At 61.3% G+C, this 13,466-nt stretch carries 12 protein-coding genes; 6 read left to right on the top strand and 6 right to left on the bottom strand.

From position 1 onward, the window contains the following. Positions 1-91 precede the first annotated feature (91 nt). On the bottom strand, positions 92-1,036 hold the full coding sequence (locus tag AC6RUA_RS19375) for a cation:proton antiporter domain-containing protein (RefSeq protein ID WP_499816240.1): 945 nt from the start codon (positions 1,034-1,036) through the stop codon (positions 92-94). A 518-nt stretch (positions 1,037-1,554) separates the two neighbouring features. On the opposite strand from AC6RUA_RS19375, the gene AC6RUA_RS19370 reads away from it, so the two are divergent. After that, positions 1,555-1,800 (top strand): winged helix-turn-helix domain-containing protein, encoded by a 246-nt coding sequence (locus AC6RUA_RS19370; protein ID WP_499816239.1) that lies wholly within the window; start codon positions 1,555-1,557, stop codon positions 1,798-1,800. 87 nt (positions 1,801-1,887) lie between these two features. Here AC6RUA_RS19370 and AC6RUA_RS19365 read toward each other — a convergent pair whose 3' ends face one another. After that, entirely contained in the window at positions 1,888-2,709 is an 822-nt protein-coding gene (locus AC6RUA_RS19365) for an IS5 family transposase (protein WP_499816238.1), read from the bottom strand. Between the two features lie 320 nt (positions 2,710-3,029). On the opposite strand from AC6RUA_RS19365, the gene AC6RUA_RS19360 reads away from it, so the two are divergent. After that, the gene (locus tag AC6RUA_RS19360) at positions 3,030-4,124 is read left to right on the top strand and encodes an SPFH domain-containing protein (protein WP_499816237.1); all 1,095 of its coding nucleotides are present in this window, start codon (positions 3,030-3,032) and stop codon (positions 4,122-4,124) included. Beyond that, the gene (locus AC6RUA_RS19355; RefSeq protein ID WP_499816236.1) at positions 4,121-4,396 is read left to right on the top strand and encodes a hypothetical protein; all 276 of its coding nucleotides are present in this window, start codon (positions 4,121-4,123) and stop codon (positions 4,394-4,396) included. Before AC6RUA_RS19360 ends, AC6RUA_RS19355 begins: the two co-directional genes overlap by 4 nt. Before the next feature lie 84 nt (positions 4,397-4,480). Here the strand turns inward: AC6RUA_RS19355 and AC6RUA_RS19350 are convergent, their stop codons facing one another. Together AC6RUA_RS19350 and AC6RUA_RS19345 are read right to left on the bottom strand one after the other, a co-directional pair. Further along, positions 4,481-4,909: a DUF7539 family protein gene (locus AC6RUA_RS19350; protein ID WP_499816235.1), complete on the bottom strand. Its 429-nt coding sequence runs from the start codon at positions 4,907-4,909 to the stop codon at positions 4,481-4,483. Positions 4,910-5,088: 179 nt separating this feature from the next. After that, positions 5,089-7,023, bottom strand: coding sequence for an aconitate hydratase (locus AC6RUA_RS19345; RefSeq protein ID WP_499816251.1), 1,935 nt, complete (start codon positions 7,021-7,023; stop codon positions 5,089-5,091). A 299-nt stretch (positions 7,024-7,322) separates the two neighbouring features. Between AC6RUA_RS19345 and AC6RUA_RS19340 the strand changes: the two genes are divergently transcribed. Further along, on the top strand, positions 7,323-8,576 hold the full coding sequence (locus AC6RUA_RS19340) for an inorganic phosphate transporter (protein WP_499816234.1): 1,254 nt from the start codon (positions 7,323-7,325) through the stop codon (positions 8,574-8,576). Between the two features lie 120 nt (positions 8,577-8,696). Here AC6RUA_RS19340 and AC6RUA_RS19335 read toward each other — a convergent pair whose 3' ends face one another. Beyond that, complete coding sequence (locus tag AC6RUA_RS19335) at positions 8,697-10,355, bottom strand: potassium channel family protein (RefSeq protein ID WP_499816233.1); 1,659 nt, start codon at positions 10,353-10,355, stop codon at positions 8,697-8,699. 299 nt (positions 10,356-10,654) lie between these two features. On the opposite strand from AC6RUA_RS19335, the gene AC6RUA_RS19330 reads away from it, so the two are divergent. Further along, on the top strand, positions 10,655-12,079 hold the full coding sequence (locus AC6RUA_RS19330; RefSeq protein ID WP_499816232.1) for an APC family permease: 1,425 nt from the start codon (positions 10,655-10,657) through the stop codon (positions 12,077-12,079). Further along, complete coding sequence (locus AC6RUA_RS19325; RefSeq protein ID WP_499816231.1) at positions 12,079-12,804, top strand: universal stress protein; 726 nt, start codon at positions 12,079-12,081, stop codon at positions 12,802-12,804. Before AC6RUA_RS19330 ends, AC6RUA_RS19325 begins: the two co-directional genes overlap by 1 nt. 133 nt (positions 12,805-12,937) lie before the next feature. Here AC6RUA_RS19325 and AC6RUA_RS19320 read toward each other — a convergent pair whose 3' ends face one another. After that, complete coding sequence (locus AC6RUA_RS19320) at positions 12,938-13,354, bottom strand: CBS domain-containing protein (protein WP_499816230.1); 417 nt, start codon at positions 13,352-13,354, stop codon at positions 12,938-12,940. Positions 13,355-13,466: the final 112 nt, after the last annotated feature.

Raw genomic sequence — 13,466 nt, 5'->3', positions numbered from 1 at the left:
AGATCACCGACCCGATGCCGACAGTCGTGAGTTGATTGATGAGAGACACCAGGGGTCTATCGAGCGCATTCGGGCAGACGACGAGCGACCGTTATTCCTCTCTAGCCGCTTTGTCTGCATCTCCGTCGGGCTCGTCTACCTCGATCCCCAACTCTCGGACGCGCTCGCGCCAGACCTCGTCGTACCCCTTCCTCCCGTCCATCACAGTGGACTCGCCCGCCTCGACTCGATCGAGCTTGAGGTTCGTCTCCTCCAGGAGACGCTCACCGACCTCGTCGCTGACGACACCGATTCGAATCGCGTCGAGCACGGCACTTTTCTCCGGCTGCAAGACGCGTCGCTCGTCCATCATGAGTTCCTCGCGCCCCACCTCCGGGTACGCAGCGAGAAGCGCCGGGATGACTGTTCGAAGCTGCCTCTTCTCACGTTCGTACTCCGTCGTGAACGCCTCGTACATCTCCGTTGGAATCTCACCGTTCCCGTGGAGCCGCTCGACGGCAGCGAGTGCAGCGTCCACGGCTCGTACGCGTCCAAGCAGGAGTTCGTACACTTCCTCGGCTTCGGAGCGAGTGACGACGGCGAGGCGGTCCGGGACTCCGAGTTCGTCGAACAGTGCGAGCACCGAAACGGGATCTGTCTGGAGTACCGTTGCGGCGAAGAGAAGCGACACCAGTAGCGGATAGCCGAACGCGTACTGGCCGAGAACGCCCAGAATACCAATCGAGATGAGCAGGCCAGCAGTCGACAGGGCGAGGATGCGGCTGAAGTGGCGCCTGAACTGCGCCAGGTCCGTGGTCGCCGCTCCCTCGAAGAGGAGTGGCGGGAGCAGAACGAGGAAGATAATGTCGTGGGAGAGACGAATGTCGATAGTGACCAGATCAGTGACCACCCCCAGTATCGAGACGGCAAGTCCGGCCAGCAAGAGTGCAATAGTGTAGGGAAACTCCCAGACATTGGCGACGAAGATTCCGACGGCTGCCGCGATGATGAACACGGGCAGCACCTCGAGCAGTAACGTCTCGACGCCAGAGACCATACCCGAACCGTCGGGTGGGAGCTAGTTATACTGACGGCTGTAACTGTTTCAAGATCTTCGGCACCCCGAGGTGCCGAATTCTTCACAGACTTACAGCCGTCAGTATTAAGAGTGAACGGCCTCGTTGAAATCCTCAAGCAGTGATAGGTTTTAGGTTTTAGCAACTGTGCTGAATAGACAGCGCATATCTTGCAATGGCGGATGTTGGTGTCTCGTGTCGCTGATGGCGAGCCAAACCTGAACGCAGGCGGACCGTTTTACCCGGTTATTCAAAAACACGGCCTGTGTGAATATGTCCTTATTTCACAAAGGTGCGACCAGTAGATCGGTCGATGACCGGTACCGCACCATCCTTCCCAATCCTACAAACTGGTAGGTACACTCAACGATGGACAATGAACTGATACTAATCCCGAGTGAAATCTCGAAAGAGAACTCCTCGAAGCGTGAGTCCGCTCAGTCCCGCGTCAGTGTTTCTGGTACGAACCGGCTGATGACCGTGGGTGTTACACGGTAAAATGTCGTTCCCCCAATCATTTGTCTTGGACGGTACACGAGGCGGGCCGACAAGACAGCGGATCCTCGGAGCACTCGAAGTGGAGACCCGAACCGTCGAGGAACTGGCCACGCTCCTCGGAGACAGTCCGAGAACGCTGCGGAAGCACCTATTCATACTCGAGGCCCTCAACATGGTGAACGCCCGCAAGCACCCAGATGACACGGAGTACGTCTTGACCGACGAGGCTCTGGGGCTGTTGAAATAGTCGGCAGTTCGGCGGAGGATCGTCGCTACCAGTGGCCGATACATCCTCTATATTCGGCTCTGTAGCTTCGGTACACGGCGGTGGATTTCACGGATTTCTCACGCTCCGACGAAGGTTGTAGACGGTGGCTTTGAGAATGATTTCGCGGAACTCTAGCCACCAACTTCGCGCACGCACGGCGCTGCCGAGCGTGCGCTTGATTGATGAGAAGACGGTTTCAGCCATCGAACGCTGGTGATACCGATCACTATCCATGCGGGCGTTATGGGCGTGATCGAGCGCCCAGTAGATGCGATGCTTAATCAATGGTCGAATTCCGTGTGCTCGGAGTTCGTCTCGGAAGGCTTTGTCGTCGTAGCCACGGTCTGCGGCGACTGAGAGCAGGTCACCCGCGTTTCGGCGGGTGACCTGCGGTCCGATTCGGAAATCGGATCTCATGCTCGTCGTGAGGTGGATGTCGGTGACGTACAGCGATTCGACATCCACGAGTGCCGTGACTTTCAACGTCCGAACGTGGTAGTGCGTTTGGTTAGCGTAATGTCTGCTCGGCTGGTCACGGTCAAAACGAGTCGAATCGAGTGCGGTGTGGCCTGTGCGTTTCTCGGCTGACGCGCCGAGAAACGCACGCCAGGTCTTCGTCGAAATCCGAGCGAACCACCGGCGGAAGACGGTGAAATGAGGCAACCGTGTGAGTTCGAGTTCTTCGAGAACACCGGGCATCTCACCGAGCCAATCAAGCGTCACGCGATATGATTTCCCGAATTCGATACGGAGTGCATGAAGCGCGAGCATCGCCCATTCGGCGAACCCGCCGCCCCCTGTGGGGGCGGCAGGTTCGTCAGGATTAGCGACAACTAGTTTAGCTTTCGCGACCGCATTACGGGTGAAGAGGCGGATCTCAGATACCACAGCAATCTGCCTCTTCGTATTCTACGGCAATAACGCGGTTGTCGCGCTTCCGTCTAGCGAAGCTACAGAGCCCTATATTCAGCAAGCGGCTTGTGTCATCTTCTAAGGGGTTCAACAGGACCGTATCAGTGGTATCCGAAGTTCGAGGAGAACGCTCCGTGGTCCACTCCGCCTGCAGACTACAGGCCGCGAGCACATCATCCGTTCGTGATTCGAGTGGGCCAGTACGGGTGCTGTCGGTCGTGTCACTCACATAATGGTAACCCGGATGCCTGTGAAAATATCGCCCCTTGATACAGACATAGAGCGATGTAGAACACATGTACGACCCGATCCCGCTACAGGTCTCCACTCTCGGGTTCGCAATAGTCGGCCTGCTGGTACTGGTGCTGGCAATCGTAACGGTCTCGCAGATGGTGCGGTTCGTCGACGCGTACGACAAACAGGCACTCACCGTGTTCGGCGAGTATCGCGGCTTGCTCGAGCCGGGCATCAACTTCATTCCCCCGTTCGTCTCGCGCACGTATACGTTCGATATGCGTACTCAGACGATGGACGTGCCGCGCCAGGAGGCGATCACCCGCGACAACTCTCCCGTGACAGCGGATGCCGTCGTCTATCTCCGTGTGATGGACGCGAAGAAGGCGTTCCTGGAGGTCGAAGACTACAAGACGGCGGTTTCGAACCTCGCCCAGACCACGCTCCGGGCAGTCATCGGCGACATGGAACTGGACGACACGCTGAACAAGCGCCAGGAGATCAACGCTCGCATTCGTAAGGAGCTCGACGAACCGACCGACGAATGGGGAATCCGCGTCGAGTCAGTCGAAGTCCGAGAGGTCAACCCCAGTCAGGAGGTTCAACAGGCGATGGAACAGCAAACCGGCGCGGAACGGAGACGCCGAGCCACGATCCTCGAAGCGCAGGGCGAACGCCGGAGTGCAGTCGAGAACGCCGAAGGGGACAAGCAGTCGAACATCATTCGAGCGCAAGGTGAAAAACAGAGCCAGATCCTCGAGGCACAGGGCGATGCGATCTCGACGGTACTGCGAGCGAAGTCCGCCGAATCGATGGGCGAGCGCGCGATCATCGACAAAGGAATGGACACGCTCGAAGCGATCGGTCGGGGGGAGTCGACGACGTTCGTCCTCCCCCAGGAACTCACCTCGCTGGTGGGTCGCTACGGCAAACACCTCACGGGGAGCGACGTGGCGACCAATGGGCACCGGCTGGATAGCCAGGGATTCGACGCCGAGACCCGCGAACTCATCGGACTCGACGACATCAAGGAGATCCTCGGCGAGATCGACAAGGCCGCCGAGATGGACGTCGAAGAGCTGGAACAGCAGGCCAAGGCGGTCAAAGACGGGGTCCCCACCCCCGAGGGTGCCGACCACGCCGGTGACGGAGCATGACTTCTGAAGAGAACCTTCCGGCAGACTGGGTGCTAGAGACCGAGCAGACAATCTACGACGTACTCATGGGCCGCGATTATACCACAGTTCTCTATCGCCAGGAACACACCAGAAGCGCGGTATACATCAACGAGGTTATCGACGGAAGGAACGTTTGGGAATACCACGTCCATCACTCGGGGCGGGACGGTGACCTCGGAACCGCCGCAGACCTGGAAACGGCGAAGCAAATCGCGTTCGCGTTCATGAACGACTCCAGCGCCAGCGTGTGATATCCGACGCACCGTCGACGATGGGATCCCCTCGCCGGATACAATAGATGCGTTCGATCACCCGAACGTGGATCTGACCGGGGCTTACCCCTGGGTCTGACGGGCGAACTCGTCGAGTTTTGCTTCGATGAGGGTCGAAACCCGTTCGCTATATCGCCAGAGCGCTGCATTGAGTCGCTCTTCGGTCTCGTCGTCGAGACCGTCTCCGCCACGAAGGACGGAATCTTTGCTGATCTGTGGGTGATAGACACAGACCACACCGAGTGAGGCATCCGAACTGGAGGTCCCCGCTGTGTGAATCCCGTACTGGTCGGTTCCCCAGACACCGTCGCCGCCTGCTCGCTCCAGTTCGGAGTCGAGCGCGTCGAGCAGTTGTATCTCTTCGGACGAGAGGATGGGGTCGTCACCTTCGAACAGTTCAGTGTACGCCTCCATTCGGGCACTTTTCGTCCACTGATCCAACTGGGTACGCGCCCGTAGTACAAGTTGTCGTTCGTCAGGAAACTCGGCCATAGTCAGTAGAGAACGGCCAAGCGAATCAACGTTCGTGTGCCTGCGGTCGGTGGGCAACGGTGGTCACATCCGTGAAATACTCGACGCATCTCCAGTCAGAATTCCTCATCGCCGGTGTCGCTGATGGCCTGTTCGTGACGGAGCAACGCAGGCCGAAGGGCGAGTTAGGAAGGGGTAGTTCACCTCTTGTAGTCCTCGATCAGCCCGCCCTTCAGCACGATCTCGACCTGTCGCGGGTTCAATCTGTGCTCGACCGAGAACGTCGTATCCCGCGTGGCGTTGCGCACGGTGACCTCGCGGCCGTTCTGTATCTCCTCGCGAACGGCCGGCAGTTCGAGGGTGTCGCCCTGGTCGATGGCGTCGTAGTCGTCCCGGTCGGCGAACTCGAGCGGCACAATGCCGAAGTTCACGAGGTTCTGCCAGTGGATGCGCGCATAGCTGACCGCCAGTGCCGCCCGCATCCCCAGATAGTACGGTGCCAGCGCCGCGTGTTCGCGTGAGCTCCCCTGCCCGTAGTTCGATCCGCCGACAACCAACCACGGTGCTCCCTGCTCCTGGGCTCGCTTGTAGAATCCCTGCTCGATCTGGTCGAACACCCACTCGCTGATCTTCGGGATGTTCGACCGGTAGGGAAGCACCTCCGAGCCGGCGGGCATGATCTCGTCGGTCGAGATGTCGTCGCCGACCTTCATCAACACGGGGCCGGTGATCGCGTCAGGCACGCGTTCGAACGCCGGGAGGGACTTCACGTTCGGTCCTTTCTCCAACTCGCCGCCGGGCGTCTCGGGGGGCGGGCTGAGCGCCGTCTCGTCCACGATGACCTCCTCGGGTTCGGTCCAGTTTGGATACTCGATGTCGTGGGTCTCCTCGAGGGTACGCGGGTCCGTGATTTCCCCGGTCAGCGCGCTGGCCGCGGCGGTCTCCGGGCTGCAGAGGAAGACGCTATCCTCGCGGGTTCCGGTGCGTCCGGGGAAGTTTCGCGGGACCGTTCGCAAACTGTTTCGGCCGGAGGCAGGTGCCTGACCCATCCCAATACAGCCGTTACATCCGGCCTGATGGACGCGGGCCCCACTCGCGTACAACATACCGAGATACCCCATCTCGGTCAGGTTCTGGAGCATCTGCCGGGAGGTGGGGTTCACGTCGAAGCTAACCTCTGGGGGGACTCGCTGTCCATCGACGATCATCGCCGGAACCGCGAAGTCTCGGAGCCCCGGGTTCGCGCTGGAGCCGATGTAGGCCTGGTAGATGTCCTCGCCCTGCACGTCCGCCACCGGAACGACGTTGCCCGGGCTGGATGGCTTTGCGATCATGGGTTCGATCTCGTCGAGTCGAATCGTCTCCGTCACGTGGTACTCGACGTCGTCGGCGGCGTGGAGCGGTTTGAACTCATCCGCACGGTGTTGCTGGGCGAGGAACCGCTCGACGGCGTCGTCGGCCGGGAACACGGTACTCGTGGCACCCAGTTCGGTGCCCATGTTAGCGATGACGTGGCGGTCCATCGCGGTCAGCGAGTCCAGTCCTGGTCCGTGGTATTCGATGACGCGCCCGACGCCTCCGTCGACGTCGTGACGTCGTAACATCTCGAGGATCACGTCCTTGGCGCTGCACCACTTGGGGAGGTCACCACGCAACTCGACGCCCCACACCTCCGGCATGTCCACGTGGTAGGGCTCGCCTGCCATCGCCATCGCGACGTCGAGACCGCCGGCTCCGATAGCCAACATGCCCATCGCACCCGCGGCCGGCGTGTGCGAGTCCGAGCCGAGCAACGTCTTCCCCGGGACGCCGAACCGCTCCTGGTGGACGGGGTGGGAGACACCGTTGCCGGCGGGCGAGTACCAGATTCCCCACTTCTCGCACGCACTCTTCAGGAACAGGTGGTCGTCGGGGTTCTTGTTGTCCTCTTGGATGAGGTTGTGGTCCACGTACTGTGCGGAGAGCTCGGTTTCGAGGTGATCGACGTCCATGGCTTCGAGTTCGAGCATGACCATCGTCCCGGTGGCGTCCTGGGTCAACGTCTGATCGATGTCCAGTGCGATTTCTTCACCCGGCTCCAACCGACCCTCGACGAGGTGGTCTTCGATGAGTTTCTCCGTGACAGTCCCTGGCATAGAGTAGAGATACGTCGCTTGCCCTCTTTGCTCTTCGGCCACGATTCGACTACACTCGCCCCGGCAGGAAGATACGGGCGGCCGCCACAGCATTGTGAGACTAATTGGGGCACCCATCCATGATGGTCTTCGAAGTGGAGTCGACGGTCTGATCGGTGATCAGGATGTGAGAATGCACTCCGGAATCCGTTCATGGGGAGTTACGAACCGGGTCGAATACATCGACGTCCATCGACCATCTAGGAGGGACACGGAATTACGTCTCCGGCTCGAACTATTGGAACAAGGACTGTTTGAATATGGTATCTACACTCGTTGTCGTGGGATTGCTCGTGGCTGCCTTCGTCGGGTTTAACATTGGTGGGTCGTCGACCGGTGTCGCGTTCGGACCGGCCGTCGGGAGTCGCCTCGTCAGAAAGGCCACTGCCGCAACCCTGTTCACGCTCTTCGCGTTTCTGGGGGCGTGGACGGTCGGTCGGAACGTCATCGCCACCATGAGCGACGGCATCGTTCCGGCGGTGCAGTTCTCGCCGACGGCGACTGTCGGTGTTCTGTTCTTCACCGGTCTGGCACTCTTGCTCTCGAATCTCTACGGGGTTCCCGCCTCGACGTCGATGACGGCCGTGGGTGCAATCGTCGGGCTCGGTCTGGCAACGGACTCGCTCAACGAGGCGTTGATGTTCACCATCGTCTCCGCGTGGATCGTTGCGCCACTGCTCGGATTCGTGACTGGTGCCACCGTCGGCCGATATCTGTACCCCCAGTTAGAGGCCCGTATGTCGTTCACACGCTTTGAGCGGCACCTCGTCCAGCTCGATCGCTCGGGCAGCGTTCCGCGCCTCCGCCTCAATACGAACGCAGCCCCCCGGGACCTCGTCGGCTCGTTTCTGGTCATTGCAATCGCGTGTTACATGGGGTTCAGTGCAGGGGCGTCGAACGCCGCGAATGCGGTCGCACCGCTCGTCGGGAACGGGTCGATCACCATCGAACAAGGCATCGTGCTCGCCGTCGCCGCCATCGGCCTCGGTGGGTTCACGATCGCCCGGCGGACGCTCGCGACGGTCAGTGACGGAATCACCGACCTGCCCATCCTGGCCGCACTCGTCGTCTCGAGCATCGGGGCGACCATCATCACCGTCCTCTCGTATCTCGGTATTCCGGCGAGTCTCGCGGTGAGCACGACCTGCTGTATCATCGGACTCGGCTGGGGACGAGCGAGTCGCGCCGCCACGCTCGCGGAGATCGCCACCCGACGTACCGAGCGTGAGTTGGCTGCGGGCCTCACCACGGGTGCGCTCGCGGCGTCTACGGGGTCGGATGACAGACCGACGAGCCCGACCATCGGCGAGCTGGCGAGCAGTACGGCTGGCGAGCGGACGGGGCGACGGGACAGAGACACAGCGGTTCCCCCGATCGGAGAGGAACACATCGACGAACTCAGCGCAGAGAGCTTGTTCGACCCGGCCGCCACACGCCGAATCGTCATCCTCTGGATCCTCGCACCCTCGCTCTCGGTCGTCGGCTCCTATCTCCTCTTCAGCGTGCTACTGTAGGTGTATCCCGAGTTCAGTACCCAGTCACCACCAGTATCCGTCACCCTCGGACAGCAAACACAAAAGCAAAGACACAATCGACATATCGAGAGCAGAGCGTCAGTCGATTTGGTTCGACTCTCAAGAAGTATCCACGGTTCGATCGAACCGCTGTATCCCCTCGTCGCTGCCGGCGACGAACACCTCGTCCCCCGGCTCTATCGTGGCGTGTTCGTCCGTGTAGACGGTTCCGTCACGGACCAATCCGACCACCGTCCACCCGCGTTCAGTGCCGCGACGAACGGTCGCCAGTGACTCACCCACGAACGACCCCGCATCCGCGCGAACGAGTCGGATCTGACTCACGGGATCCATCACCCGTTCACCGTGTACCTCCGCCGCAACCAAACGTGCACACACCCGTTGCACGGAGAGGACGTAGTCCGCACCGGCTCTGAATGCCGCCGTCGTCTTCTCGGCGTCAGTAACACGTACGAGAATCTCCACGTCGGGAGCGAGTGAGCGAGCCATCGCCACCGTCAGTAGTGCCGTCGCGTCGTCGCCGACAGTAACCACCAGCGCCGAGGCGTCGGCGATGTCGGCTGCGCGAAGCGTCTCCGGTTCGGTGACGTCACCGACGATATCGGGGGAAACGTCTGCAGACTCGTCGATGGTTGTGGTTGGTACGCCCGATGGGAGCGCCTCGATAGCGGCCGTGCCCCCCTCGCCAAGACCGGCGACGACGATTCGCGAGTGCCTCGAGGCCCGTACCGTCCGAACGTTCCCCATCTCGCTCGTCACATCGTCAATCACACGTTCCGGGCCGGCAACGACGAGCACGGTGTTGGGTGTGAGTCGGTCGTCGGGCGACGGTGGCAGCCGTAACTCCCCGTCGAACCACCCGGCGACCAGCGTCAGGTTCGGGTGGCTCGCCAGCGGCGAGTCCCCCACTCGGATGCCGTGGAGTGGACTCTCTCGTCGAACGAGCACCTCGCGGATGGCGACCGCCTCTCCATCGGTCGGGGCGTCGACCGAGACCGGCGTCGTCGCTTTCTCGGCGAGCCGTTGACCGATGAGTGCGTGTGGAGCAATACTTCGGTCGACGCCGATTTCGGCGAGTGCGGCCTTCCGGCGAGTCGAGGGCGTGAAGCTGATGACTCGCAGGTCTTCGTTGGCCTCGAGTGCCGTCAGGACGATGCTCGCGGTCCTGTCCTCGGCGTCGGTGATGAGCAATGATGCCTTTTCGATGCTGGCGCGGTCGAGATCGGCCCGTTTCTCGGGATCGCCGTTGATGGCTTGATAGCCCTCGTCCGAGAGACGCTTGGCTTCCTTGGTGTCGAATTCGACTAGCACGTAGTCCACGTCGAGCGCTTCGAGTTCGTCGAGGAGTACCTCCGTGTCGCGCTGGTATTCCGCGACGACGACGTGGTCGGTTTTGATCGAGAGCCGGTCGTCGAGATTGAGCGGTGTTCGTTCGAACAGCGGGATGACGAGGACGCGTAACGTAATGAACCCGATGACGACGCCGCTGACCTGCATCGTCGCGACGAACACGTTCATTGTCGGTGTCGACCACGGCGCATCGGCACCGTACCCCGTCGTGGTCATCGTCTCGATGACCGTATTGAACGCCTGAAAGATCGACCGGGGTTGGTCTTCGAGCGTCCGCATTCCCCAGTAGTAGGTCACGGTGAAAACGAGCACGAGTGAGACGAGACCGACGGCGTAGATGAGTAAGAGTCGCTGCCGGCGCGTACGGTCGCGGAGAGAGGACTTGAGTAGCGTCGGGAGCGTGTGCATTTGGAATACCCGTCTCCACTAGTCTCTTCGGTGATCCCCTAAAAGTCCGGTTGGGAAATCCTACTGATTATCAGTAAAGTCCGAACCGACGTCAACCACCGCTCCGATATCGGTTCTCGTCTGCGTCTGGTCTGTACGTATCGGATCGGAGAGCATCGGAGTCACACCGATGCAAGGAGGAAGCCCACGACTTCAGTCGTGGGTCGATGACTATCGCGAACAAGACTGTCGATACCGATGAGAGACGCCACTGAGGCGGGGGCCACACTCATTTACACCTGGCCGATGTAGTAGACAGCGTGAGTCCTCCTCCGGCCGAACCGACGAATCGAGATGGTGAGACACCGATCGTCGAGCAGCCGGAGACGACTGACGAGGCGACCATCACCGAGGCGGGGACCGAACTCGAGCGCACCATCGGGCTGACCGGTGGCATCGCCATCGGGATCGGCACCATGATCGGTGCGGGTATCTTCGTTTTTCCTGGGATCGCTGCTGGACAGGCTGGCCCCGCAGCAGCCGGTTCGTTCGCTATCGGCGCTGTGGTCGCGTTGCTGGTCGCCCTCCCGACCTCGGAACTGGCGACGGCGATGCCCCGCAGCGGCGGCGGCTACTACTTCATCTCGCGGGGGATGGGATCGCTGTTCGGTGCGGTCGTCGGGCTTTCGCTGTGGTTCGGGCTGGTGTTCGCCTCCGCGTTCTACCTCGTCGGCTTCGGCTTCTACGCGGACGCCGTGCTCGCGAGACTGGGCGTCTCACTCGGCGGCCTCGACGTCGTCGTCCCGCTGGCGCTGGTGTTCGGCGCGTTCCTGACCGTATTGAACGCGACCGGGACGGAGAACGCGACGAAACTCCAGAACGGCGTCGTCGGGGTTCTCCTGGCGATCATCGTCGCTTTCCTCACTTTCGGTGGACTCTCCGCACTCGGACTGATAGGTGAAGCCGAACCCATCAGTGAGCCGTTCTTGTCGAAAGGCGCGTTTCCCGTGCTGACGACTGCTGCGCTCGTGTTCACGTCCTATCTCGGCTTCGCACAGGTGGCCACCGTCGCGGGTGAAATCAAACAGCCGGGGCGGAACCTCCCACTCGCGATGGTGGGGTCGGTCCTCATCGTCGGCGTCCTCTACGTGGCAACGATCTTCGTGGCGGTCAGCGCGTTCGGCAGTGAGCGCCTCGCCACACTCGGGGAGACGGCGATGGTGACGGTCGCCGAGAGTTTTCTCGGGCCGCTCGGGGCGTTCGCCATCCTCCTCGGTGGACTCCTCGCAACGGTGTCGAGCGCGAACGCGTCGGTTCTGAGCACGTCCAGAGCGATTTACGCGGTGAGCAAGGATGCCCTGCTCCCACGGTGGGCGAGCCGAATCAACCTCAGATACGGAACCCCACACGTCGCGCTCGGGCTGGCCGGCGGGCCGATCCTCGTTCTCGTCCTGCTCGGCGAGGTCGAACTCCTCGCCGAAGTTGCCTCGTTTCTCCACCTCGTCATGTACGGACTGATCTGCGTCGCGCTGATCGCGCTTCGCCGGAACGAACCCGAGTGGTACGATCCGGACTTTCACGTGCCCGGATATCCGGTCGTCCCTGCGCTGGGGGCGGTGGCGAGCTTCGCCCTCATCGGATTCATGCAGCTCGCCTCGCAGCTCATCGGCGTCGCGATCATGCTGCTCTCGGCGCTGTGGTACTACTATTACGCTCGCGACGTGACACTCAAGGGAGCGATCTGATGACCGAATCCGAATGGACCGTGCTCGTGCCGGTGGAAGTGCTCGAAGGGGAAAGCGTTCCGGACGCAGTCATCGGTCTCCTCTCGACGCTTCCGGTGGTCGTCCTCGGCTATCACGTCCTCCCTGAGCAGACGCCGCCGGGACAGGCACGGCTGCAGTTCGAGGAGCAGGCACAGGCGAAGCTCGACGATCTCGCCGCGGCGTTCCGCGAAGCAGGGGGTGACGCCGAGACGCGGTTGGTGTTCACCCATGACGAGGAACAAACACTGAATCGGGTGGCCGACGAGACCGGATGTGACGCCATTCTCATCCCGAATCCGGCGACACACGTCGAGCGGGTTCTCGTTCCGCTCCGGGGGGAGGTGGACGTCGCTCGGATCGCGACGTTCGTCGCAGCGATGATCGGTGAGCGCGACATCGAGGTGACGCTCTTTCACGTCACGGACTCGGAGGACGCGACTGCCACCGGCCGCTCGATGTTGGACGAGGCGGCGGAGCACCTGCTTGAAGGAGGCCTCGACGCTGCTGCGATCACGGAAGACGTGGTCGTCTCCGAGACGCCGATCCAATCTATCGCGACAGCCGCGACAGATCACGATGCCGTGATCATGGGTGAAAGCGCCCCATCGCTTCGCACCTTCCTCTTCGGCGAGGCCGCCGAACAGGTCGCCGTTCACTCTCTCGGTCCGGTCGTCGTTGTCCGTCGTGAACGGAACCACACCTAGACGGGGGACGATCCACGGGGTCGGCGAACGCCTCGGGGTCGATTCCGAGCGAGTCGCTCGATCATCGGTCGCCGAGGGGCGTTAGCTGTCAGGTTGAAGAACCCAACAGGAGCGTCGCGCGTTCCGAAGATCGTTATTCGCCGGTCGCTTCGTCTGGACTCGGCTCCTCTCCGTGAGAGATGTATGCCGTCAGGTCTGTAGTCGTGATTACACCGATGACGTCTCTGTTGTCGAGAACCGGGACGTGATGGAACCCATGTTCGAGCATCAGAGCCGCGACGCCACGAATGGATTCGTTCGCAGTGGTCGTGGTAACGTCTGTACTCATTGATACTCCGACAGTCGCGTCCGGGTCGGGGTCTCCGTCCGCGATGACGCTAACGAAATCAGTTGCGGTGAGAATCCCTTCGAGTTGACCGTCGTCGCCGACGACGATGACCGAGCCAATACCGTGTTCGAGCATCAGTCTTCCAGCATTCCGAAGTGACGTGTCGGTGCCTACGGTGTGGACCGGCGAAGACATGAGACTCCCGACGAAAACGTCGTCCATCCAAGAACAAAGCAGATGACGGGGAATAAGAGTTCGCACTGCAGTACGGATCAGGGGGCAGCGCGCTCTACAGCGATTCACGGCGAGTATCTCGGATCTCTCCAACGACACT

The organism is Halorarum sp. SLYT50 (assembly GCF_059821265.1).
The sequence above is the reverse complement of the archived record's forward strand: the minus strand, read 5'-3'. Positions and strand labels throughout refer to the sequence as shown.